Here is a 24,248-nt window from a genome sequence, read left to right on the forward strand (position 1 = left end):
TGGGCATGCGGGCATGCCTGATTGTTTTTATAGAGTTGGGCTTCGCCGCGCGGCTGCCGGGCGGCACTGCAGTTACAGCGGGTGAGGCGTGGGCTCCCGGGCTGGTGAATGGGCCAACCCGGCAGAGGTGGGTACGCCTGGCGACGCACCGCTGTGCAGGTGTTCGATGGACATGGCGCTTACCCGACCGTGCTGGCGATGGCCGGTAATCTATGCCGCGGATCGATTCAATCCCAATGGCATTTACTGATTAATCGATAACATTCCGTTATCGAATCAGTCACGCTCGCGCTTCGCATTGGCGAGCAGGATATCGGCGAATTCCCGCGCCGGGCCAAGCAGCTGATCGCCCTTGCGGGTGAGGATCCCGTAATCCTGGGGCATCAGGTAGAAGGGCGTGTCGAGCTTCTTCAGCAGACCGCTTTGCAGGTGCTCCACCACCATGGCCTCCGGCAGCATGCCGATCATCGGTCCGCCCTGCAGCACCTTGAGAAAGGTCTGCATGGAGATGGTGTCGATGGTATTGCGCGGCACCGCCACCCTGGCCCTGGCGAACACCTCCTCCATGCGCCCGCGGATCGGCGTGCCCTTGGGATAGAGAATCCACGGCCAGTTGACCAGTTGCTGCAGGGTCATCGGGCCGGCATCGCACAGCGGGTGACGGCTGTTGGCCACGATGCAGAACGGCTCTGGCGCCAGCGCCTGGAAATCGTAGCGCTGCTGCTGGCTCTGCTCGGTGAAACGGCCGATGGCCAGGTCCAGGGTGCGTTCCTCGAGCATGTCCATCAGGTGGTCACTGGTCTGCTCGACCACCTCGATGGCCAGCAGCGGCCAGCGCTGCTTGATCTGCACGATGGCCTCGGGCAGTGCCACCGCCGTGGCGGCGAAGATGCCGCCGACCTTGAGATGGCCGTGACCGCCGGCACTGAGGTTGTTGATCTGCTCGACGAAGGTGCGCGCATCGTTCAACGCCAGGTGGGCATAACGCACCACCTGAACCCCCAGCGGCGTGGGCTGCATGCTGCGCGGCAGGCGTTCGAACACGACGAAACCGAGCAGGCTCTCGATCTCCTTGAGCATCTTGCTCAGCGCCGGCTGGCTGAGGTTCATCTGCTGCGCCGCCTGGTGCATGTTGCGCGTGCGCCCCAGGGTATCGACCAGGGTCAGGTGACGGAATTTCAGCCAGTTGCAGACGCTCGAGAACGACAGATCGGACATGGCCAGCTCCAGCGATTCAATAACGACAGGTTATTGATTATTGAAAATATGCCATTGGAGTTTATCTACATCGCCGCCTAGCGTGCAGCTTTCACGCACCCCGGGACTCATCGTCATGTCGATCCGCCTCACCCCCGAAAACACCCTGCCCGCCGACGCCGCCACGGCCACGCTGATCGGCCGCGCCTGGATGCCCGGCACCATCGCCGGGCCCTCGCCCATCGTGCTGCGCGCCGACGGCGTGTTCGACCTGTCTGCCCGCTTCGCCACGCTCAGCCAACTGCTCGAACTCGACGACCCGCTGCAGGCCGTGCGCGACACCGCCGGCACCTTCGTCGGCAGTGTCGAGGCGTTATTGGCCAATACGGGCGCCCACGCCGACCCGAACCAGCCTTATCTGCTGGCACCGGTCGACCTGCAGGTGATCAAGGCCGCCGGCGTGACCTTCGCCGCCAGCATGATCGAACGGGTGATCGAGGAAAAAGCAGCCGGCGACGCGGCCCGGGCACAGAGCGTGCGCGCCATCGTGCGCGAGGCCATCGGCGACAACCTGCGCGCCGTGCGCCCCGGCTCGGCGCAGGCCATGCGTCTCAAGGGCCTGCTGATCGAACAGAACATGTGGTCGCAATACCTGGAGGTCGGCATCGGCCCCGATGCGGAGATCTTCACCAAGGCGCCGATTCTGTCCGCAGTGGGCAGCGCCAGCGAGATCGGCATCCACGCCGCCTCGCAGTGGAACAACCCGGAGCCGGAGGTGGTGCTGGCGGTCAACAGCCGCGGGCAGATCCACGGCGCCAGCCTGGGCAACGACGTCAACCTGCGCGACGTGGAGGGCCGCAGCGCCCTGCTGCTCGGCAAGGCCAAGGACAATAACGCCTCCTGCGCCATCGGACCGTTCATTCGCCTGTTCGACGAACACTTCGATCTCGACAGCGTGCGCCACTGCGTGGTCGAGCTGGAGGTGCAAGGCCAGGACGGCTACCGGCTCGCCGGCACCAGCTCCATGGATCAGATCAGCCGAGACCCCCAGGACCTGGCCAGCCAGACCCTCAACGCCTCGCACCAGTACCCGGATGGTTTCGTGCTGTTTCTCGGCACCCTGTTCGCGCCCACCGAAGACCGGGATCACCCAGGCGGCGGCTTCACCCATAAACTCGGCGACCGCGTCAGCATCAGCAGTCCGCGCCTCGGCGCCCTGCACAACCGGGTAGCCCGCAGCGACCAGGCCGCGCCCTGGACCTTCGGCGTCGGCGCGCTGTTGTACAACCTCGGCGCCCGCGGCCTGCTGGCCGGCTGACCCGACGTGGTCACGCCCGCAAGGGCGCGGCGGTGCTCTGAGCCGATTCATTCAAGAACAAGAGAAACGAATCATGACGGACCCCAAACGCCCGCTGCGCAGCCAGCAGTGGTTCGATGACCCCGAACACGCCGACATGACGGCCCTCTATGTCGAGCGCTACATGAACTACGGGCTGACCCGCGCCGAGCTGCAGTCGGGCCGGCCGATCATCGGTATCGCCCAGACCGGCAGCGACCTGACGCCCTGCAACCGCCATCACCTGGAGCTGGTCCAGCGGGTCAAGGCCGGCATTCGCGATGCCGGCGGCATTCCCATGGAATTCCCGGTGCACCCGATCGCCGAGCAGAGCCGCCGCCCCACCGCCGCGCTGGATCGCAACCTGGCCTATCTGGGCCTGGTGGAAATCCTGCATGGCTACCCACTCGACGGCGTGGTGCTGACTACCGGCTGCGACAAGACCACGCCCGCCTGCCTGATGGCCGCGGCCACCACCGACCTGCCGGCCATCGTGCTCTCCGGTGGGCCGATGCTCGACGGCCATCACAAGGGCGAACTGATCGGCTCGGGCACCGTGCTCTGGCACGCACGCAAGCTGATGGCCACGGGCGAGATCGACTACGAGGGCTTCATGGACATGACCACCGCCGCCTCGCCGTCGGTGGGCCACTGCAACACCATGGGCACGGCCCTGTCGATGAACGCCCTGGCCGAAGCGCTGGGCATGTCGCTCACCGGGTGCGCCAGCATTCCCGCCCCCTATCGCGAGCGTGGACAGATGGCTTATGCGACCGGCAAGCGCATCTGTGAGCTGGTGCTGAAGGACGTACGCCCCTCGCAGATCATGACCCGTCCGGCCTTCGAGAACGCCATCGCGGTGGCCTCGGCACTCGGCGCATCAAGCAATTGCCCGCCGCACCTGATCGCCATCGCCCGGCACATGGGCATCGAACTGGGCCTCGAGGACTGGCAACGGATCGGCGAAAGCGTGCCGCTGCTGGTCAACTGCATGCCGGCCGGCAAGTACCTGGGCGAAGGCTTCCACCATGCCGGCGGCGTACCGGCGGTGATGCACGAGCTGCAGAAGGCCGGCCGTCTCCACGAAGACTGCATGACGGTCAGCGGCCGCCGCATCGGCGAGATCGTCGCCGGCAAAGTGACCGGCAACCGCGACGTGATTCTGCCTTACGACCAGCCACTCAAGCACAGCGCCGGCTTCATCGTGCTCAGCGGCAACTTCTTCGATAGCGCGATCATGAAGATGTCGGTCGTTGGCGAGGCGTTCCGCAAGACCTACCTGTCCGAGCCCGGCAAGGAGAATTGCTTCGAGGCGCGGGCCATCGTCTTCGAAGGTCCCGAGGACTACCACGCGCGCATCAATGATCCGGCGCTGGATATCGACGAGCGCTGCATCCTGGTGGTGCGCGGCGCCGGACCGGTCGGTTACCCCGGCAGCGCCGAGGTGGTCAACATGGACCCGCCCGCCGCGCTGATCAAGCAGGGCATCACCTCCCTGCCCTGCCTGGGCGATGGCCGGCAGAGCGGTACGTCCGCCAGCCCGTCGATTCTCAACATGTCGCCGGAAGCGGCGGTGGGTGGCGGCCTGGCACTGCTGCAGAGCAACGACGTGCTGCGCGTCGACCTCAATGCCCGCTCGGTCAACCTGCTGGTGGACGCCGAGGAACTGGAACGCCGCCGCGCCGCCTGGCAACCGAACATCCCCGCTTCGCAAACGCCCTGGCAGGAGCTCTACCGTCAGTTGGTCGGCCAGTTGTCCACCGGCGGCTGCCTGGAGCCGGCCACGCTGCACATGCGCATCATCGCACGCAGCGGCGGCATGCCGCGTCACTCGCACTGACGCGCAACGGCCTTGAACACGTGATGTTCAGCAGGCGTCAGCCATCGAGAGCGAGCCCAGCCGGCCTTCCTGGCGGATGATGACCTTTGCCGATGAGCGATTGATAAAAAAGGGCGCCTTCCTGCGAGGGCGCCCTTTTCGCTCATGCCGAGGTGATCAGCGTGCCAGCTTTCTTGCCGCGCGCATGTGGACCCAGATCCCCAAGGCCACGACCACGGCAGCCGCCGCACCGGTGGAAATGACCAGCACCCGGTATTCCTCGACGAAGGCCATGGTTACCAGGCAGCCGACGATGAACAGGATCACCAGGTAGGTCAGCCAGGGAAACAGCCACATTTTCAGGCGGATGTCCTTGCCCTGGGCTTCCAGCTTGCGACGCATCTTGAGCTGCGAGAAGGCGATCACCAGGTAGACCAGCAGGGCGATCATCCCGGTGGTGTTCATCAGGGTGTCGAGCACGTCTTTCGGGCGCAGGGTTTCGCTGAAGTTGATCAGCGCCACGAAGATGGCCACCGAGCAGGAAGCGATGATCGCGAACACCGGTACGCCGGTTCCCGAACGGGTGATTTTCAGGAACTGCGGCGCATCACCCCGGGTGGACAGCGAGAACAGCATGCGCGAGGCGGTGTAGTGTGCCGAGATCATGCAGCTGCTCACCGAGGTCAGCACCACGAAATTCATCACCAGCTCGGCATACGGGATGCCCAGCAGCTCCAGGGTGCGGCGATAGGAGCCGTAGCCTGACTGCGCCATCAAAGGGTCGTTCCAGGGCACCAGGCAGACGATCAGGAAGATCGAGCCGATGTAGAACAGGCAAACCCGCCAGACCACCGAGTTGGTCGCCTTGACGATCTGCGTCGACGGATCCTTGGCCTCCGAGGCGGCGATGGTGACGATTTCGGCACCGAGGAACGCGAACATCACCCCGAGGATGGCCACCACCACGGCTTCGATACCGTTGGGCATGAAGCCCTGGGCGGTCAGGTTGCTGAAACCACGCACCTCCCCGGTCGGCCACAGGCTGAGCACGGCCATGCTGCACACGACCAGGAAGCAGATGATCGCCACCACCTTGATCAGCGCGAACCAGAATTCGAACTCCCCGTAGTGCTTGACGTTGAAGAAGTTGATGCTGATCAGCAGCAGCGTGGTGGCCAACACGAAGACGTTGACGCTGACCTCGGGGAACCAGCCATGCAGGATGGTGCCCGCCACGTAGGCCTCCCAGGCCATGAGGATCACCCAGAACCACCAGTACAGCCAGCCGATGGTGAAGCCGGCCCAGCGGCCGATGGCGCGCTCGGCGTAAGTGGAAAAGGAGCCGGTGTCCGGCGAAGAGGTCGCCATCTCGCCGAGCATGCGCATGATCAGCACCACCAGAATGCCGCCGGCCAGGTAGGCCAGCACGGCTGCCGGGCCAGCGCTGTGGATGACGCTGCCGGAGCCGACGAACAGCGCGCCGCCGATGACACCGGCGATCGACATCATGGTGAGGTGCCGGGGCTTCAATGATGCACTGAGCTTGCTCTCGTGCCCCTGCTTTGCCTTGTCGGCTGATACCGCATCCATAGAAGGACTACCTCTTGTTGATTGTGCTGGAAACAGTGGAAACCAGGCCGTCCTTCTGCTCGACGCACGACACGCGGCAACGGGTCTGCCACGCGCAGGCGTTGTCGAGATTGCTTGCCGTATGAGCGTTTCCGGATCCGGCGTAGGCCGGTCTCGGGCAACAGTCCTTGCCGAAATCCATCCGGTTGAATCAGAGGACGGCCCACCCCCACTCGCGTGACGATCTGAGCCATTACCGCAGCGGTGCCACCGCAAACACACGGCACACCGGCTTGAATGTTCGTTTTACTCCACAACCAGCCCAGCCCGAGGAGAGCTGAACCCATACTTGCCATGAGATCTCATGCACCGTTCTAGAGGGATTACCACTAGAACATCCGACGAATGGAAGGGTAAGACCAGGCGTCGGACAGGCGAAAGAAACCTGTTCATTAAATTCAACGCGCCGGATGGTAACGGAAAATCGGCTTTTGGGAATACTCCGCCCGTGTAAAGAACGGATGGGTGGCGTCATTTCAGGCCGCTACCCGCTCTGCACGTGGGACTGCCTACGCGCCCGGTGCGGCACGCTTCGGCCAGCCAGATCGTAGGGTGGACGACGCTTCACCCCTTCCACCAATCGGTAATCAGCAACGCGGCCCGATCCACCCTACATCAGATCGTTCCCACGCCCCGAGTGCGTCAACCAGCCAGATCGTAGGGTGGACGACGCTTCACCCGTCCACCCATCGGCAACCCTAGCAGTGGATGAAAACAGCGTCAGCTACGCCCCCCGATCCACCCTACATGGCTGGAACATGGGAGCCATCGGTGAGATTCGGATCGTTCCCACCCTCCGCGCGGGAACGCCTCCGGGGACCTCCGCGTCCCGTGCTGCGTGCTGCGCGCTTTCAGGTGAACAGCACTCGGCCTACTTCGGCTTGGCCTTTGCCGCAGCAGTGCCGGCCCGCTTGGCAGGAGTACCTTTACGCGCGGCCGCCTTGCGCTTGTTCTTCCAGGGAGCGCCGCGACCTGTGCCAGGGGGTGGGCCGCTGATGTTCAGCTGCAGGCCGAGGCAGCGCTCGATCTGCCTGCCCATCCAGGCCGACTGCTTGGTGACAAACTCTTCCAGCGGCATCTCCCCGCTCTGCACCATGTCCAGCGCCTGCTCCCAGATCGCCGTGGTGCCGGGGTCGGCGATGGCCCGCGGCACCGCGTCGATCAGGCCGAAGGCCGCCGAGGTGGCGGCCAGGGTCTTGCCCTGCTTGCTCAGGTAGCCGCGCTCGAGCAGCCCCTGGATGATGCCGGCGCGGGTGGCTTCGGTGCCGATGCCGGTGGTGTCCTTGAGTTTCTGCTTGAGGCGTGGGTCTTCGACCAGCCGTGCCACGTTCTTCATGGCCTGGATCAGGTCACCCTCGGTGAATGGCTTGGGCGGCTGGGTGTGCTGATCCTTCAGCGAGACCTCGCGCACCGCGCACTGCTGTCCTTCGCGCAGAGCCGGCAGCGCCTGGGGCGCCGGCGCTTCGCGACCCTTGGCCGGCACCAGGGCTTCAGGCAGCGCACGCTTCCAGCCGGGCTCGACGACCAGCTTGCCGACCGCGCGCAGGCAGTGCCCGGCGCAGTCGAAATCGGCCTGGGTACGATCATATTCATGGTTGGGCAGGAACTGCGCCAGGTAGCGGGCACGAATCAGCTCGTAGACGGCCCGCGGGCGACCGCTCAGGCGCGCCAGCCCGCTTGCTGCCAGTGTCGGGATGATGCCGTGGTGCGCGCTGACCTTGGCATCGTTCCAGGCCCGTGAACGGCGTTGTGCCTGGGTATGCGCCAGCACCTCGCGCAGGCCTGCATCGGCCTGCCCCAGGGCCGCCAGGATGGCCGGCGCTTCGCCATGCTGGCTCAGCGGCAGGTAGCCGCAGTCGCTGCGTGGGTAGGTGATCAGCTTGTCGGTCTCGTAGAGCTTCTGGGCAATATCCAGGGTTTCCTGGGCGCCAAGGCCAAGCTTCTTCGAGCAGACCTGCTGCAGCGTGCCGAGGTCGAAGAGCAGAGGCGGCGCTTCGCGCACGCGCTCGGTCTTCAACTGCTGCAACAACGCCTGCCCGGCGCCCTGGATATCCGCGGCGGCGCGCTGCGCGACCGCCTGGCGCAGGCAGCGCCCTTGCTCGTCACACTGCGTTTCAGGGGCACGCCATTGGGCGGTGAAGGGCGTGCCGTTGCCGTCGAGCACGACATCGATCGCCCAGAACGGCACGGGCACGAAGGCGGCGATGCTGCGGTCGCGATCCACCACCAGCCGCAGGGTCGGCGTCTGCACGCGGCCGACCGGCAGCACGCCCTGGTAACCGGACTTGCGCCCCAGCAGGGTGAACAGGCGGCTCATGTTCATGCCGATCAACCAGTCGGCCCGTGAGCGACCGAGCGCCGACTGATAGAGGTTGTAGGTACTGGCACCAGGCCTGAGCGCAGCCAGCGCCTTGCGAATCGAGGTATCGTCCAGGGCCGACAGCCACAGGCGCTGGATCGGCCCGCGGTAGCGGCAATGGTCGAGCAACTCGCGGGCGATCATCTCGCCCTCACGGTCCGCGTCGGTGGCGATCACCAGTTCGGCGGCCTCGCCGAGCAGCCGCTTGACCGCCTTGAACTGCGCGGCGGTCTTGGGTTTGACGCGCATCTTCCACTGCTGCGGCACGATGGGCAGGTCGTCCAGCACCCAGCGCTTGTAGCGCGCGTCGTAGGCATCCGGCGGCGCGGTTTCCAAGAGGTGGCCGATGCACCAGGTCACCGTCACCCCGCCGCCCAGCCAGCAGCCGTCGCCACGCCGGGTGGCGCCGAGCACGCTGGCGATATCCTTGGCTTGAGAGGGCTTTTCGCAGAGAAACAAGCGCATGGGGCACGGCTACAAAAATGGAGAACAGTCGACACGATACTGTATATCGATACAGCCACGCTACGCCGTCGTCGATTGCCCGCGAACCGGGGCTCTGCTAGTGTCCCGCCGAACCGCGAACCCCGCCTGAGAATTCCCGCCATGGCCCGCAAGAAAGCCACGCTCGATTTCGAGCAATCCCTCACCGACCTGCAAACCATCGTCGAACGCCTGGAAAACGGCGAACTCTCCTTGGAGGAGTCGCTGAACGCCTTCGAGCAGGGCATCAGCCTGACCCGCGACTGCCAGGCCTCGCTGACCCAGGCCGAACAGAAAGTGCAGGTGCTTCTCGAGCGTGATGGCGAACTGCAAGCGGCGCCGTTCGAAACGGACGAGCCGTTATGATCGCTGACTACCAGGCCCGCTGCCAGAAACAGGTCGACGCGGCCCTGGAGCCGCTGTTCGCGGCGCCACGCGTCGAACTGGAACGCCTTTACGCAGCCATGCGCTACAGCGTCTTCAACGGTGGCAAGCGCATTCGTCCGCTGCTGGCCTATGCCGCGTGCGAAGCCCTGGGCGGCACGCCAGCCCAGGCCGACGGCGCGGCCTGCGCCGTGGAACTGATCCACGCCTACTCCCTGGTGCATGACGACCTGCCGGCCATGGACGACGATGACCTGCGGCGTGGCCAGCCCACCACCCACAAGGCCTTCGACGAAGCCACCGCGATCCTCGCCGGCGACGGCCTGCAGAGCCTGGCCTTCGCGGTGCTCGCCAACGAAAAACGCAACCCGCACGACGCGCAAATCCGTCTGAACATGTTCACGGCGCTGGCCGACGCGGCGGGCCCGGCCGGCATGGTCGGCGGCCAGGCCATAGACCTCGGCTCGGTGGGCCGGCAACTGCAGCAGCCGGCTCTGGAGATCATGCATCGCCACAAGACCGGCGCGCTGATCGAAGCCAGCGTGCGCCTCGGCGCCCTGGCCAGCGGCCGCGCCGACGATCTGGCCCTGGCGGCGCTGAGCACCTACGCCCGCGCCATCGGCCTGGCCTTCCAGGTGCAGGACGACATCCTCGACGTGGAAAGCGATACCGCCACCCTGGGCAAGACCCAGGGCAAGGACCAGGCCAACGACAAGCCGACCTACCCGGCGCTGCTCGGCCTGGAGGCGGCGAAGCGCTATGCCCTCGAACTGTGCGATCAGGCGCTGCACGCCCTGCGCGGGTTCGACAGCGCTGCCGAACCGTTGCGCGATCTAGCCCGCTATATCGTAGAAAGGCGCAACTGAAGCCACGCCCTCGCTGTCTCACCTGGCAGCACCGCAGCGGCGACCCGCACCCAGCGATCTTGGGCACGAGTAGCCGCATCAGGTAGACTGCCCCATTCCTTGAATTCCTATAACGACTCGCCTGATGCCGACGACTTTCCACGAGATTCCCCGCGAACGCCCGCTGACGCCGCTCCTCGACCGTGCCAACACGCCGGACGAATTGCGCCGCCTCGGCGAGGCCGAGCTGGAGACCCTGGCGGACGAATTGCGCCAGTACCTGCTCTACACGGTCGGCCAGACCGGCGGGCATTTCGGCGCCGGCCTCGGGGTGATCGAGCTGACCATCGCCCTGCACTACGTCTTCGACACCCCGGACGACCGCCTGGTGTGGGACGTCGGCCATCAGGCCTACCCGCACAAGATCCTCACCGGGCGCCGCGAGCGCATGAGCAGCCTGCGCCAGAAGGACGGCATCGCCGCCTTCCCGCGCCGCTCGGAAAGCGAGTACGACACCTTTGGCGTCGGCCATTCCAGCACCTCGATCAGCGCGGCACTGGGCATGGCCATCGCCGCCCAGCGCCAGGGCAGCAAGCGCAAGTCGGTCGCGGTGATCGGCGATGGCGCGCTGACCGCCGGCATGGCGTTCGAAGCGCTCAACCACGCGGCGGACGTCAAGGCCAACATGCTGGTGGTGCTCAACGACAACGACATGTCCATCTCCAAGAATGTCGGCGGTCTGTCCAACTACCTGGCCAAGATTCTCTCCAGCCGCACCTATGCCAACATGCGCGAAGGCAGCAAGAAAGTGCTGTCCAAGCTGCCCGGCGCCTGGGAAATCGCCCGCAAGACCGAAGAGCACGCCAAGGGCATGCTGGTCTCCGGCACGCTGTTCGAAGAACTGGGCTGGAACTACATCGGCCCCATCGATGGCCATGACCTGCCGACCCTGCTGGCCACCCTGCGCAACATGCGTGACCTGGAGGGCCTGCAGTTCCTCCACGTGGTCACCAAGAAGGGCAAGGGTTTCGCGCCGGCCGAGGTCGATCCGATCGTCTACCACGCGATCACCAAGCTGGAGCCGATCAACGCGCCGGCCAAGGCGAAAAAACCGTCCGGGCCCAAGTATTCCAGCGTATTCGGCCAGTGGCTGTGCGACATGGCGGCCAGCGACGAGCGCCTGATGGCGATCACTCCGGCCATGAAGGAAGGCTCCGATCTGGTGACGTTCAGCGAACGCTTCGCCGATCGCTACTTCGACGTGGCCATCGCCGAGCAACATGCGGTGACCCTCGCCGCCGGCATGGCCTGCGAAGGTGCCAAGCCGGTGGTGGCGATCTACTCGACGTTCCTGCAGCGCGCCTATGATCAACTGATCCACGACGTCGCCGTGCAGCACCTCGACGTGCTGTTCGCCATCGACCGCGCCGGCCTGGTCGGCGAGGACGGCCCCACCCACGCGGGCAGCTTCGATCTGTCCTACCTGCGCTGCATTCCCGGCATGCTGATCATGACGCCGAGCGACGAAAACGAGCTGCACCACATGCTCACCACCGGCTACCGGTTCGCCGGCCCGGCCGCGGTGCGCTACCCCCGTGGCAGCGGCCCGAACGCAACCATCGACCGCGCGTTGAACGCCCTGCCGATCGGCAAGGGGGTGATTCGTCGCCAGGGCAGCGGCGTCGCCCTGCTGGTGTTCGGTGTGCAACTGAGTGAAGCCCTGCGCGTCGGCGAAACGCTGAACGCCACGGTGGTCGACATGCGCTTCGTCAAACCGCTGGACGAAGCATTGGTCAGCGAACTGGCCGCCAGCCACGAGCTGTTGGTGACCCTCGAGGAAAACAGCGTGATGGGCGGCGCAGGTAGCGCCGTCAGCGAGTTTCTCGCCCAGCGTGGCACGCTCGTCCCCCTGCTGCAGCTCGGCCTGCCCGACAGCTATGTGGAGCACGCCCGGCCCGAACAGATGCTCGCCGAGTGTGGTCTGGACGAAGCCGGGATCGAGATGGCGATCCGCAAGCGCCTGTCTGTGCTTGAACAGGCTTCAAGCGAGGGCTGAAGTCCTTGCTTGCCATTCACTCAGCCCCTAAGGTACACGGCGTTCATTTCCTGCAAGGTGCGCCCGGGCGATCGATCGTCGGGCGTTAAACGGGAAGCCGGTGCCCTCGCCCAGCGAGCCATCCCGGCGCTGCCCTGAAGCTCTCGGAAACCGTGATCACCAGCAACCGTGACGTGCAGCCGCGCAGCGAAAGCAGCAGCGCCAGCACGGTGTTCACCCGCGCCGACATCGAGCGCCTGCTGCCCAGAGATGTGCTGGACCTGCTGGCCCGTGTGCCCGGCGTGCAAGTCACCCGCAGCGGTGGCCCCGGCAGCAACAGCGGCCTGTACATTCGCGGGACCAAATCGGCGCAAAGCCTGGTGCTGGTCGACGGTCAGCGCATCGGCTCGGCCTCCGCTGGCGGCGCGCCCCTGGAGTACCTGAATATCGAGCAGATCGAACGCGTCGAAGTGCTGCGCGGCGCCCGCTCGGCGATTCACGGTGCCGACGCCATTGGCGGCGTGGTGCAGATCTTTACCCGCCGTGCCACGGGCGAAGGGCTCTACCCGCGCCTGCGCGTCGGCTATGGTTCGAATCGCACCTGGCAGCGCAGCCTCGGTCTTTCCGGTGGTGACGCAACCACTCGCTTCAACCTCAGCCTGAGTGCCGACGACACCCGCGGCATCAACCGCACTTACGCCAGCGTAGCGCCGGACAGCGACCGCGACGCCTACCGCAACAATGCCGTCGCCGCCAACCTCAGCCACCGCCTCAACGAGAACCTGGAAGCCGGCTTCAGCGTGCTCGACCAGCGCGGCGAGAGCGAATATGACCAGGGCTGGGAAGGCGCCTACCCGTACGCCGATTATCAGCTGACGAGTTACTCCGGGTTCGTCAGCGCCCAGTTGCTGCCGAACTGGAAAAGCCGCCTTGAGGTCGGCCATAGCGAGAACCGCTCCGTCGAGCGCCATGACGATGTTCCCGCCAGCAGCCCGTTCAACACCTACCGCGACAGCCTGGCCTGGCTCAACACCCTCGACCTGGGTAACGGCCACGGCCTGCTGGTTGGCGCCGATGGCTACCGGGAACAACTCAACAGCACTACCGCCTACGCGCAGGACAGCCGCTGGAACCATGCGCTGCTTGCGCAGCACAGTTACCGTGGTGAGCACTTCAGTATCGAGCTGGGCTTGCGACACGAGAAGAACCAGCAGTTCGGCAGCGTCAACACCTTCAGCGGTGCCCTGGGTTACCCCCTCGATGCGCGCAACGAGCTGATCCTCTCCTACGCCGAAGGCTTGCGCGCGCCGACCTTCAACGACCTCTACTGGCCGGGCGGCGGCAACCCGAACCTGCGTCCGGAGACCTCCAAATCCTATGAGCTGCAATGGCGCAGCCAACTGGCCGAGCGCACTGCGCTACAAACCTCGGTGTACCGCACCGACCTGCGCGACGCGATCAACGGCTGGCCTGCCGAGAACGTCGACAAGGCCCGTATCAACGGCTTCGAGAGCAGCCTGCACCACGAACTGCTGGGCTGGCAGGCCGCCCTGGGCCTGAACTTCATCGACGCCCGTGACCGCAGTACCGGCAAACAGCTCATTCGCCGCGCCAAGCGTACCCTGAGCCTCGATGTGGATCGCCAGTTCGGCAACTGGTCGGTTGGTGCCAGCTGGCAGGCGGTCAGCAGCAGCTACGACGACGCGGCCAACCAGCGCAAAATCCCCGGCAATGGCCTGCTCGGCCTGCGTGGTAGCTGGCAGGCAACGCCGGAACTGGCCGTGGGCCTGAAGGTGGACAACCTGCTGGACAAAACCTACAGCCGCGCCCAGTACAGCTATGGAAGCTGGCCCGTGACGAATTACAGCGAATACCGGGAGGAAGGCCGCACTGCCATGCTGTCACTGACCTGGACGCCGGCGTTCTGAGAGCCTGTTCACGATCCTGTGCACTTGGCAAACCGGAACCCGTATTCCTATAGATCAGCTGCAAAAAGGCGATAGCGGTCATGTGTAGGGTGGACGACGCTTCATCCGTCCACCGCTCTGCGATCGCGATGGTGGATGAAAAGAGCGTCAGCTACGCGCCCCGATCCACCCTACGTCTGCTTCCGCCTTTTTGCTGCCATTGCGCGTGGATTCTCGTCGAAAGATCGTGAACAGGCCCTGAATCAGGAAATCGCCCGCAAGCGGCTCCTACGCGGTCGACGGATCACCGCAATCTGTGTAGTAGCTGAGGGGGCGATCCAACCGACATGATCACACCCAGCCCTGGGCCTTGAGCTCGCTCTTGAGGTAGGCGTAGTAAACCGGCGCGGCCACCAGGCCGGCGATGCCGAAGGCGGCCTCGAACACCAGCATGACCAGCAGCAGCTCCCAGGCGCGCGCCTTGATCTGACCACCGACGATGCGGGCATTGAGGAAGTATTCGACCTTGTGGATGACGATCAGGTAGGCCAATGCGCCCAGTGCCACCCAGACCGACAACGACAGGCCGACCACGAAGATCGCCGCGTTGGAAATCAGATTGCCGACTACCGGCAGCAGGCCGGCCACGAAGGTGATCAGGATCAGCGTCTTGGTCAGCGGCAGGTGCACGCCGAACAGCGGCAGCACGCCCATCAGGAAGATGCCGGTGAAGGTGGTATTGAGCAGGGAGATCTTGATCTGCGCGAACACCACGTTGCGAAAGGCATCGACGAAATGCCCCACGCGGGTCAGCAGCGCGCCGGCCAGGGGCCTCAGCTGATCAGGCTCGGGAACGTTCTGCAGGGCGATCACCGCGCCCAGGATCATGCCGATCAGCACGGTGACGAACATGTGCACCGCGCCCTTGCCGAGCAGCTGCAGCTCGCTGATGTGCCCGCGCAGCCAGTCGTGCAGCGTGATGCGGATATCGTCGACGTTGGCTGGCAGGTAGGCCACCAGGGCTTCCGGCAATTGGTCGCGGGCGCGGTCGATCACCCCGAGCAGCTTGCCCATCAAGCGTCCCGGATTGTTCAGCTCGTGCATCACCAGGGAAAACCCGCCGGCGAACACCAGGCCCAGCACGGCGATCACCAGCACGCTCAGCAGGCCGACCGCCAGCAAGCGCCCGAGATGCCCGGCGAACAGTCGTTGCATGTGGCGAGCCAGGCGGTTGACCAGTTCGAACACCAGCAGACCGGCCAGCAGGCTGGGCAGCAATTTCAACGGAAAGACCAGCAGCAGCGCGGCACCAACGATCAATGCGCTGGCCGGGGAGAACCAGGGGGAGACAGGGGCTTTCATAACATCTGCAATGAACAGGAAGGCACCCAATCTGCCAGTTGCCGGCGCGCTTTACCAGCGCCATCGCATGCCGGCAACCGCGCCCTGGCGCGCGCCATCAGCGGGTGGATGCCAGCCGCTCGCAGAGCCTCGCCGTCGCCTCGAGCATCTGGAAACTGGGGCGCTCCAGGCCGTCGTCCGGCAACACCAGCAACTGCTCGCGCTGTACGGCCGAGAGCTGCGGCCAGCGCCGCCAGGCCTGCAGTTGTCTGTGGTCGCCGGCGATGATCACCGCCGGGTCACGCTGCAGCACGGCCTCGACACTCACCTGCGGGGCGGGCAGTTGCAGATCGGCGAATACGTTGCGCGCACCGCAGGCCTGCAAGGCATCGCTGATGATCTGCCCACCCCCGAGGGTATACAGGGGCGCGTCCCACACCTGGTAGAACACCGCTACGGGTCGCTCACGATGGTAGCGCTCACGCAGCGCGGCGAGCCCGGCGACGAAGCGCGCGTGCAGGCGCTGCCCGCGATCGGCACGGCCCAGGCGTTCGCCGATCTGCACGAACTGCTGGGCCAGTTCATCCAGCGAGTGGGGCTCGAGAACCAGCATGGGAATGCCAAAGCGTTTCAGTTGCTCGCGCTGGGCGATGCTGACACTGCCCGGCCACACCAGCAGCAGGTCCGGTTTCAGCGCCAGCAGGGTTTCCGTTTCGAGTTGTCCGTAGCGCCCTACCGAAGGCAGATGTGCCAGTTGCGCAGGGCGCTCGCCGCCATCGAGCACACCGACCAGCACGTCCGCAGAATCCAGTTCGAGAACGATTTCGCTCAGCGATGGCGAGAGGCTGACCACCCTGTCGGCAGCCGACAGCGGCGCCATCTGCAGCACCAACAGGGCGAGCAGGACACGCAGCATCACAACTGCCGGGGGATGCGATAGAGGTAGAGCAGCACCACGCTGGCCAGCGCCAGCAACACCAGCGGCACGGCCTCCAGCCCCGCGAAGACCGCGACGGCAGCGATCCAGGCCGGCAGCCCCGCACCTAGAAAGGCAACCCGGCGACGCTCGGCCAGGGCCAGCCAGGCAGCGGGCTCGTCAGGCGTGTCCAGTGCCTTGGCAGCGGCGAACAGCGCGCGCTTGTAACCGCCGAACAGCGGCAGGCTGACGAACAGCGAAGCCAATCCCGCGACGAACAGCGGCATGGCCAACACGGCGGGCTGGCGGCCGGCGCCGAAAACCAGATTGATCAGTAACAGTGGAGCCAGGGTCAGTGCCAGTTGCCGCCACCACAGCAGGGCCAACCGACGCTTGACCGCGGCGCGGGTCAAGGCCGCTCGACCTCGCCCTGATGCAGCTTGCCGAGCATATGCCCGAGCTTGCCGGCCTTGGTCGCCAGGTACTTGCTGTTGTGCGGATTGTGCCCCAACTGCAGCGGTACGCGATGGGCCACGGGGATGCCCATGTCACCCAGCGCCTTGACCTTGCGCGGGTTGTTGGTCATCAACTTGAGCGAGGAAATCCCCAGGTGCTGCAGCATCGGCAGGCAGATCGCGTAGTCGCGCATGTCTGCACCGAAACCCAGACGCTCGTTGGCCTCCACGGTATCGGCGCCAGCATCCTGCAGTTCGTAGGCACGGATCTTGTTGAGCAGCCCGATGCCGCGGCCCTCCTGGCGCAGGTAAAGCAACACGCCACGGCCTTCTTCGGAAATGGCGCGCAGCGCACCCTCCAACTGGAAGCCGCAATCACAGCGCAGGCTGAACAACGCATCGCCGGTCAGGCATTCGGAATGCAGGCGCCCCAGCACCGGCTCGCCATCGGCCACATTGCCGAAGGTCAGAGCGACATGCTCCTTGCCAGTGGCCTCTTCGAGAAAACCATGCATGGTGAACACACCGAATGGAGTCGGCAGTTGGGAGGCGGCGACGAACACGACAGGCACCGGATGCTCCTGGTATCGGAAAGGATGCGGATTTGCGAGGGGTGATAGTGTAACAGCAGCGCCTGCGGCACCGTCAGCCGAATTATCAGGGTGGCTCCCTGCAGGGACGGCCTCCCCTCGACGGCGCCCAATGCAATTGGCCTGCCGGGTAGGGGCGTCGCCCTCGGCGCGAAGCTCCCTGCCGTCACATCGGTGTTGCCTGCACGATCCACCGCAGGCTCCTGCCGGTTATGCCGCGTTCATCCAGCCGTTGCGCAATCGATCCCGACCCGGCTCCCCACCACCACACCCAGCGCATCGAAGGCGCCTTTGCCCACCTCGACGATATAGCGCACCGGCTCCTGCGAGCCATGCCGCTGCAGGCTGTAGGGCTGCATATCGACCATCCGGCGCACCACGCCACGGCCATCGATGAAGGCCGCCGACAGCGCTACCCGGGTGTCTTTCATCCACAGCTCGCGCCTGCCCTCCTCCGGCCAGGCGAAGAGCATGCCGTGGCCGATATCGTCACGGCCGGACAACCCCAGCGTACGCGTTTCGGCAGTGGCGGCGAGCGGCACGCTCAGCGTCGCCCCACCAGGAAAACCGACGCGGCACTCGGGTAACGTTGCCAGGGCTGCCGAAGAGGCGAGCACCAGGGAGCCAATCAGGATGCTGCGCAACAAGAAAATGGCCATGACCGACCTCGAACCTGAACCAGAGAAGCGATCCTACCGGCCTGCGCACGTTTCCGGCACCCGGGATGGCCGTCAGCGGCAGACAGGAGATGCCCCAGCGGCCGAGCATTTACCGCTATAATCGCGCATTTTTCCGGGCTCACGGGCCCGCCAACGCGTTCAAGCAGGCACCTATCCATGACCACTCAGGCCGCCGAAGTCGCCAAGCGCCGTACTTTCGCCATCATCTCGCACCCCGACGCCGGTAAGACCACCATCACCGAGAAGCTGCTGCTGATGGGGCAGGCAATCGCCGTGGCCGGTACCGTCAAGTCACGTAAATCGGACCGCCATGCGACCTCCGACTGGATGGAAATGGAGAAGCAGCGCGGGATCTCCATCACCACCTCGGTGATGCAGTTCCCCTATCGCGAGCACATGGTCAACCTGCTCGACACCCCCGGCCACGAAGACTTCTCCGAAGATACCTACCGGACCCTGACCGCAGTGGACTCGGCGCTGATGGTGCTCGACGGCGGCAAGGGCGTCGAGCCCCGCACCATCGCCCTGATGGACGTCTGCCGGCTGCGCGACACGCCGATCGTCAGCTTCATCAACAAGCTGGATCGCGATATCCGCGACCCGATCGAGTTGCTCGACGAAATCGAGGCGGTGCTGAAGATCAAGGCCGCGCCGATTACCTGGCCGATCGGTTGCTACCGCGACTTCAAGGGCGTTTACCACCTCGCCGACGACTACATCATCGTCTACACGCCGGGCCATGGCCACGAGCGCACCGCCACCAAGATCATCGAGAAACTCGACTCCTTTGAGGCCCGCGCTCACCTGGGCGACGAGTACGATCGTTTCGTCGAGCAGCTCGAGCTGGTGCAGGGTGCCTGCCACGCGTTCAACCAGGACGAGTTCCTCAGCGGTCAGTTGACCCCGGTGTTCTTCGGTACCGCGCTGGGCAACTTCGGCGTCGACCATGTACTCGATGCCGTGGTCGACTGGGCACCGCGCCCGCTTGCCCGTGTCGCCCACGAACGCACCGTGGAACCGGTGGAAGAGAAATTCACCGGTTTCGTCTTCAAGATCCAGGCGAACATGGATCCCAAGCACCGTGACCGTATCGCCTTCATGCGCATCTGCTCGGGCAAGTACGAGAAGGGCATGAAGATGCGCCACGTGCGCACCGGCAAGGACGTGCGCATCGGCGACGCCCTGACCTTCTTCTCTTCCGAGCGCGAAATGCTCGAGGAGGCCTGGGCCGGCGACATCATCGGCCTGCACAACCACGGCACCATCCAGATCGGCGACACCTTCAGCGAAGGTGAGGCGCTGGGCTTCACCGGCATCCCGCACTTCGCACCCGAATTGTTCCGCCGCGTACGCCTGAAGGATCCGCTCAAGTCCAAGCAGTTGCGCCAGGGCCTGCAACAGCTCGCCGAGGAAGGCGCCACCCAGGTGTTCTTCCCCGAGCGCAGCAACGACATCATCCTCGGCGCCGTCGGTGTGCTGCAGTTCGACGTGGTCGCCAGCCGCCTGAAGGAAGAATACAAGGTCGAGTGCGGTTACGAGCCGATCACCGTCTGGTCGGCCCGCTGGATCGACTGCAGCGACAAGAAGAAGCTGGAGGAATTCGCCAACAAGGCCGTGGAAAACCTCGCCCTGGACGGCGGCGGCCACCTCACCTACCTGGCGCCCACCCGGGTCAACCTGAGCCTGATGGAAGAACGCTGGCCCGACGTGAAATTCCGCGCCACCCGCGAGCATCACTGAGAGCTGTTAACACGAGCGCGCCAGAGCCGGGCGATAGTCCGGCTCATGCCTTAGTGCTTGGCGACAATGGCATCACTGCCAGCCCAATCCGGCGAATACAGCCCGTTACGCACATCGCGGTGAAAGGTCGAATGAGGCCAGTCCCGCACCTGACGCACCAGGCCATGCCTGAGCGGGTTGTTGTGCACGTAATCCACATGCCAGCGGAACTCTTCTTCATTGCGGATCCGGTGTTCGCAGTAACAGCGCTGCCAGACGCCACGCTGCGCCCGCGGCAGGCGCAGCATCGCGCGGTAGGTATCCGCCGGCAACGCGCTGCAGAAGAATCGCTTGATCAGTCGCCAGCGCAAGGGCCGGGCATGATCACCCGGAGGCAACGTCCACACGCAATGCATGTGCTCGGGTAACACGACCCAGGCATCGATCCCGAATGGGTGCAGCCGGTGTACCCGCCTTATCGCATGACGCAGCTCATCGATGTGTCTCAGCAACAGATCGTTATCGCCACGTCGCAACAAGGCGACGGTAAAGAACCAGGTCGCTCCAGACCTGAACGCACGACGGTAGCCTGGCATCCTTGCCCCTCCCCAACATGAAGGAACAAGCATAGAACGTAAACAGGGGCTGGATCCGCCACTGAAACAATCCGCCACATCAACCTTGCACGGCCGGGTTCTACGCCGTTAGCACGAACACTTACGAGCAAGCTCACAGCGAGTTGAAGGAGTGTTCATGTCCAAGCGCAAGAAATACAGCCCCGAGTTCAAAGGGGAGGCTGTCGAACTGCCCCGTCGTTCAGGAGCCAGTTGCCGGCAAATCGCCCAAAAAACCGCAGTGGTTCGAGCCTGTTAGATCGCTCGGTTCGACAGGCACAGCAAACGCCTTCCCGGAACAGGCATGAAGAGCTGGCCCGCCTCGAGCGTGAGCGTGTTACCCATCAATACGTATAGAACTCGCGATGAAGCACGGGCGAATTCATTCGGCTACATGGAGCGATTCCATAACCCACGAATGCATCGTAGAGTCGCCCGGCAATCTGGAGCTTTCGGCTTTTCTCAAACCGTCCGTGGAAACGGGGCGGCAGTTCTCCCCTTGGTATCGCTGCCATCGCCTACTGCTTATTCTCCGGCAGGGTCCAGGCGATGACCGAATCACCCACCTTGGTGCCGAACGAGCCGTGCCCGCCGGCCATCTGTACGACGAACTGCTTACCGGACTTCTCCGAAACGTAGGTCATGGGCGTGGCCTGACCGCCAGCCGGCAGGCGCCCTTTCCACAGCTCCTTGCCGGTCTTCAGGTCATAGGCGCGCAGGTAGTAGTCCAAGGTGCCGCTCATGAAAGCCACGCCACCGGCGGTGACGATAGGCCCGCCGAGCGCTGGCGTACCGACCGGGAACGGCAGGCCCAGTGGCGCACTGTCACGGCTTGTACCGTTCTTGTGCATCCACACCTTCTTCATGGTGCGCAGATCGACGGCCGTCACGTAGCCCCAGGGCGGCGACTGACAGGGCAGGCCGAGCACCGACAGGAAGGGCTGTAAGCGCACCATGTAGGGCGCTCCCAGATTGGGCTGCAGACCGGTTTCACCACCGCCTCGGCGCTCCTCGGCTTCGACGTCGCTGCGTTTGACCATCTGTGAGATAAACGCCAGGTAGTTCGGTGCGCCGAACAGCAACTGGCGATTCGGGTCCACCGCCACCGATGGCCAATTGAACACGCCAACGTTACCTGGATAGATCAGCGAGCCCTGCTGCGATGGCGGAGTGAAGTCGCCTTCGTAACGCAGCTTGCGAAACTGGATGCGGCAGAGCATCTGGTCGATCGGCGTACCCCCCCACATGTCGCGCTCACGCAAAGGCTCCTGAGGCGCATAACTAAGGGCCGAGGCAGGCTGGGTGGCTGCGGTGGTGTCGCCGTAGTCGGTGCCCTGGGGCACCGGCATCTCGTTGACCGGCACGATGGGCTCGCCGGTGCGCCGGTCGAGCACATAGAGATCGCCGCGCTTGGTCGCCTGGATGATCGCCGGCACCTTGCCCTGCGCGCCGTCGATATCCACCAGGGTCGGCTGCGAGGGCAGGTCGCGGTCCCAGAGATCATGGTGCACGGTCTGAAACTCCCAGCGCACCTTGCCAGTCGCCAGATCCAGCGCGACCAGGGTGGCCGTGAACCGTTCGGCCAGCTCGTTACGAGGGATCGACCACTGATCCGGGGTCTGGTTGCCCATCGGTAAATACACCAGCCCCAGCGTCTCGTCCGCGGTGGGAATCGTCCAGACGTTGGGCGTGCTGCGCACATAGGTTTCGCCCAGTGCCAGCGGCCCGGTGGCGTCCGGGTTGCCCGGATCGAAATTCCACACCAGCTCGCCGGTCTTCACGTCGTACGCGCGGATCACGCCGCCGGGAGAATCCACCGAACCGTTATCGGTGATGGAGCCGCCGACGATCACCAGCTTGGCGGTGACCACGGGCGGCGAGGTGGGCAGGTAGACGCCAAGCGCGCCCTCCCCCAGCCCGGCCTTGAGATCGACCGTGCCGGCATCGCCAAAGTCCTCGCAAGGCTGACCGTCCTCGACATCCAGCGCCATCAGGGTGCCGTCGTTGGTCGGCAGGAACAGGCGCTTTTCACAGCGCGCGGCCGGCTGGTTGGGTTGCTCAGCCGCACTGGCGCTCGCCGCAGCAGCTGTACCGTCGTGATAGGCCAGACCACGGCAGGTCATATGCTGGTAGTACTCGGCATCCCGATTGATGCCCGGGTCGAATCGCCAACGCTCCTCGCCCGTGTCCGCATCCAGCGCAATCGCTACGCTATGGGGCGTACAGATAAACAGGGTATTGCCCACTTTCAGCGGGGTGACCTGATTGGTCAGCTCATGAGGATCGCCCTCGCCCGGCAAATCCCCGGTATGAAACTCCCAGGCCTTCTCCAGCTTGCCGGCATTTTCAGGGGTGATCAGATCAGCGGTGGAGTAACGGTCGCCTTGTTTGGAGCCGCCGTAGGCCGGCCATTCGTGAGCCGAGCGCGTGGCCTGCGCCCCGGGTTCGCCTTGCATCCGCGCCTCGCTGAAACGCTCGCTGAGCACATGATAATCCTGGGTCAACGAATAAAGGGCCATCGCCGCACCGGCGACCACAGCCAACCCCAGCAGGCCGCTGGAGGCGTCACGCCAACCGCCCTCCCCGCTGACATGACGATTGACGAATGGCAGCACGAGCCACAGCCCGAGCACGCACCAGAGATCGATACGCGGTGCCAGTTGCCACCAGTCGAAGCGCACCTCGTACACCGTCCATGCCAGCGTCGCCAGCAACAGCACGCCGTACAACCCGACCGCCGCTCGCTGCCGTGCGAACAGCAAGCCCGTCACCAGCAACAGTCCCACGCCCGCGAGCAGGTAATACCAGGAGCCGCCCAGGCTCACCAGGTAGCCGCCACCGCCGGCCATCATCACCCCGAGCAACAGGGTCAGCAGAGCGGTGAGGGTGATACGCAAGGGACGGCGGTCTGGGATGCTCATGGCACGCTCTCGGCGGGTTGATCCAAGGGTGGACAAATGAAGCCTTCGACAACAGAGACGGGACCAGCCTGCAGTGGATCGAACCGTCGCCTGAAGGGTTCAGTTTTTCCGGCGCCCGGCGGACTTCGATGCGTATAGCGGATTAGGGCCTGTTAACGCTACCGCGCTTGCCAGCACAGGCCCGATCAGTGCAAAAAAGCCCGATGCGCCACCCCGAAGCGGTCGGCCAGTTCGGCCAAGCGTTTATCCAGCGTCCACAATTCAGCACCCGGCGTAATGAGCGTGGAGGCCAGCAACGCCAGATCCACCACGCCACAGCCAAGGCCATAGAGCCTCTCACGCTCGATGAACGCCATCACCTCATCCAGGCCAGCCTGATTGCAGCGCTGCAGCAAGGCCAGGTTGGCCAGGGTCGACACCCTGGGCGCAGGCGGCGTACCACAGGCGATTTCGGCCAGTACCAGTGGATGCGTCAACACCAGATCGAGCCCGATCAGTTCGACGAGACCGGCATTGCCACGACGAAAGTGGTCGATCCACACCGAGGTACCCACCAGCACGCTCATGAGGAGGCCGGCTCCCCCCGGCGACGCGGTGCCTCCTGGGCCTCGGGCTGGGCGCCCGCCAGGGCTGCCAGCCGCTTGCCCGCCTGCACCCGGACGAAGGTCTTGAAGGCCTCCCGAAAGATGTCGGCCTTATCCATCCCGGGATCGGCCATCTCCAGCGCCTTCTCGTACAGGGCATCATCCAGGGTTACTGTGGTGCGCATCATCCAACCCTCATCAAAAGTGATGACAATATGCATCATGATTGATGATTTCCGCAAGATTTGCCCTTGTCGTGAACCTTACTAGCCGCAGGCGTAATCCGCCGAGCAACTCGCGTTGCGCTACAATTGTCCAGACAGCAGAACACCCCGCGCGAGGCAGGGTATTGCGAATGCAGCCAGTTTGCCTTAAGCGATGGATACGCTCCGGGCTTCGCCCTCATAAGGTTATCCACCATATCGCGATAAGCG

19 protein-coding genes and 1 pseudogene are annotated in these 24,248 nt (G+C 64.7%); 8 read left to right on the forward strand and 12 right to left on the reverse strand.

What is annotated here, in order from left to right; all coding sequences use genetic code 11:
* Positions 1–276 precede the first annotated feature (276 nt).
* On the reverse strand, positions 277–1,218 hold the full coding sequence (locus BLR94_RS12145; RefSeq protein ID WP_084305033.1) for a LysR family transcriptional regulator: 942 nt from the start codon (positions 1,216–1,218) through the stop codon (positions 277–279).
* 115 nt (positions 1,219–1,333) lie between these two features.
* Here BLR94_RS12145 and BLR94_RS12150 point away from each other — a divergent pair, with 115 nt between their 5' ends.
* On the forward strand, positions 1,334–2,515 hold the full coding sequence (locus BLR94_RS12150) for a fumarylacetoacetate hydrolase family protein (RefSeq protein WP_084305035.1): 1,182 nt from the start codon (positions 1,334–1,336) through the stop codon (positions 2,513–2,515).
* A 73-nt stretch (positions 2,516–2,588) separates the two neighbouring features.
* Complete coding sequence (locus BLR94_RS12155) at positions 2,589–4,373, forward strand: IlvD/Edd family dehydratase (RefSeq protein WP_084305037.1); 1,785 nt, start codon at positions 2,589–2,591, stop codon at positions 4,371–4,373.
* A gap of 156 nt (positions 4,374–4,529) precedes the next feature.
* On the opposite strand, the gene BLR94_RS12160 is transcribed toward BLR94_RS12155, so the two are convergent.
* Together BLR94_RS12160 and BLR94_RS12165 are read right to left on the reverse strand one after the other, a co-directional pair.
* Complete coding sequence (locus tag BLR94_RS12160; RefSeq protein WP_084305039.1) at positions 4,530–5,942, reverse strand: amino acid permease; 1,413 nt, start codon at positions 5,940–5,942, stop codon at positions 4,530–4,532.
* 910 nt (positions 5,943–6,852) lie between these two features.
* Positions 6,853–8,805, reverse strand: coding sequence for a DNA topoisomerase III (locus BLR94_RS12165; RefSeq protein WP_084305041.1), 1,953 nt, complete (start codon positions 8,803–8,805; stop codon positions 6,853–6,855).
* A gap of 141 nt (positions 8,806–8,946) precedes the next feature.
* On the opposite strand from BLR94_RS12165, the gene BLR94_RS12170 reads away from it, so the two are divergent.
* From BLR94_RS12170 to BLR94_RS12185, 4 genes are all read left to right on the forward strand, one after another.
* A complete protein-coding gene (locus BLR94_RS12170; RefSeq protein ID WP_084305043.1) occupies positions 8,947–9,189 on the forward strand; it encodes an exodeoxyribonuclease VII small subunit in 243 nt (80 codons plus the stop codon).
* Positions 9,186–10,073, forward strand: a complete 888-nt coding sequence (gene ispA / locus BLR94_RS12175; protein ID WP_084305045.1) for a (2E,6E)-farnesyl diphosphate synthase — start codon at positions 9,186–9,188, stop codon at positions 10,071–10,073. The genes BLR94_RS12170 and ispA overlap by 4 nt, the downstream gene beginning before the upstream one ends.
* Before the next feature lie 124 nt (positions 10,074–10,197).
* Positions 10,198–12,108, forward strand: coding sequence for a 1-deoxy-D-xylulose-5-phosphate synthase (dxs, locus tag BLR94_RS12180; RefSeq protein ID WP_084305047.1), 1,911 nt, complete (start codon positions 10,198–10,200; stop codon positions 12,106–12,108).
* Between the two features lie 152 nt (positions 12,109–12,260).
* Positions 12,261–14,015: a TonB-dependent receptor plug domain-containing protein gene (locus BLR94_RS12185; RefSeq protein WP_244158158.1), complete on the forward strand. Its 1,755-nt coding sequence runs from the start codon at positions 12,261–12,263 to the stop codon at positions 14,013–14,015.
* A 330-nt stretch (positions 14,016–14,345) separates the two neighbouring features.
* On the opposite strand, the gene BLR94_RS12190 is transcribed toward BLR94_RS12185, so the two are convergent.
* The 5 genes from BLR94_RS12190 to BLR94_RS12210 all read right to left on the reverse strand — a co-directional run bounded on the left by BLR94_RS12190 (position 14,346) and on the right by BLR94_RS12210 (position 17,955).
* Positions 14,346–15,356: an AI-2E family transporter gene (locus tag BLR94_RS12190; protein WP_084305051.1), complete on the reverse strand. Its 1,011-nt coding sequence runs from the start codon at positions 15,354–15,356 to the stop codon at positions 14,346–14,348.
* Between the two features lie 97 nt (positions 15,357–15,453).
* Positions 15,454–16,251 carry a helical backbone metal receptor gene (locus tag BLR94_RS12195; RefSeq protein WP_084305053.1) on the reverse strand — a complete coding sequence of 266 codons (798 nt, stop codon included), beginning with the start codon at positions 16,249–16,251 and terminating at the stop codon, positions 15,454–15,456.
* On the reverse strand, positions 16,251–16,664 hold the full coding sequence (locus tag BLR94_RS12200) for an MFS transporter (protein WP_084305054.1): 414 nt from the start codon (positions 16,662–16,664) through the stop codon (positions 16,251–16,253). Before BLR94_RS12200 ends, BLR94_RS12195 begins: the two co-directional genes overlap by 1 nt.
* Positions 16,661–17,278, reverse strand: a complete 618-nt coding sequence (ribA, locus tag BLR94_RS12205) for a GTP cyclohydrolase II (RefSeq protein ID WP_084305055.1) — start codon at positions 17,276–17,278, stop codon at positions 16,661–16,663. The genes BLR94_RS12200 and ribA overlap by 4 nt, the downstream gene beginning before the upstream one ends.
* 239 nt (positions 17,279–17,517) lie before the next feature.
* On the reverse strand, positions 17,518–17,955 hold the full coding sequence (locus BLR94_RS12210) for a DUF192 domain-containing protein (RefSeq protein ID WP_084305056.1): 438 nt from the start codon (positions 17,953–17,955) through the stop codon (positions 17,518–17,520).
* A 177-nt stretch (positions 17,956–18,132) separates the two neighbouring features.
* On the opposite strand from BLR94_RS12210, the gene BLR94_RS12215 reads away from it, so the two are divergent.
* Positions 18,133–19,716, forward strand: coding sequence for a peptide chain release factor 3 (locus tag BLR94_RS12215; protein ID WP_084305057.1), 1,584 nt, complete (start codon positions 18,133–18,135; stop codon positions 19,714–19,716).
* A 50-nt stretch (positions 19,717–19,766) separates the two neighbouring features.
* Here the strand turns inward: BLR94_RS12215 and BLR94_RS12220 are convergent, their stop codons facing one another.
* The gene (locus BLR94_RS12220) at positions 19,767–20,291 is read right to left on the reverse strand and encodes an REP-associated tyrosine transposase (protein WP_084305059.1); all 525 of its coding nucleotides are present in this window, start codon (positions 20,289–20,291) and stop codon (positions 19,767–19,769) included.
* Between the two features lie 367 nt (positions 20,292–20,658).
* Here BLR94_RS12220 and BLR94_RS27945 point away from each other — a divergent pair.
* Positions 20,659–20,794 (forward strand): annotated as a pseudogene (locus BLR94_RS27945) (IS3 family transposase); the annotation flags it as partial.
* A gap of 33 nt (positions 20,795–20,827) precedes the next feature.
* On the opposite strand, the gene BLR94_RS12225 reads toward BLR94_RS27945, so the two are convergent.
* The 3 genes from BLR94_RS12225 to BLR94_RS12235 form a co-directional block, all read right to left on the reverse strand.
* Complete coding sequence (locus tag BLR94_RS12225) at positions 20,828–23,230, reverse strand: membrane-bound PQQ-dependent dehydrogenase, glucose/quinate/shikimate family (RefSeq protein WP_084305061.1); 2,403 nt, start codon at positions 23,228–23,230, stop codon at positions 20,828–20,830.
* A gap of 185 nt (positions 23,231–23,415) precedes the next feature.
* Complete coding sequence (locus BLR94_RS12230) at positions 23,416–23,796, reverse strand: type II toxin-antitoxin system VapC family toxin (RefSeq protein ID WP_084305063.1); 381 nt, start codon at positions 23,794–23,796, stop codon at positions 23,416–23,418.
* Positions 23,793–23,999 (reverse strand): type II toxin-antitoxin system VapB family antitoxin, encoded by a 207-nt coding sequence (locus BLR94_RS12235; protein WP_084305356.1) that lies wholly within the window; start codon positions 23,997–23,999, stop codon positions 23,793–23,795. Before BLR94_RS12235 ends, BLR94_RS12230 begins: the two co-directional genes overlap by 4 nt.
* Between the last annotated feature and the right edge of the window lie 249 nt (positions 24,000–24,248).

The sequence above is a fragment of the Phytopseudomonas flavescens genome (assembly GCF_900100535.1).
In the GTDB taxonomy this organism is placed as follows: Bacteria; Pseudomonadota; Gammaproteobacteria; order Pseudomonadales; family Pseudomonadaceae; genus Aquipseudomonas; species Aquipseudomonas flavescens.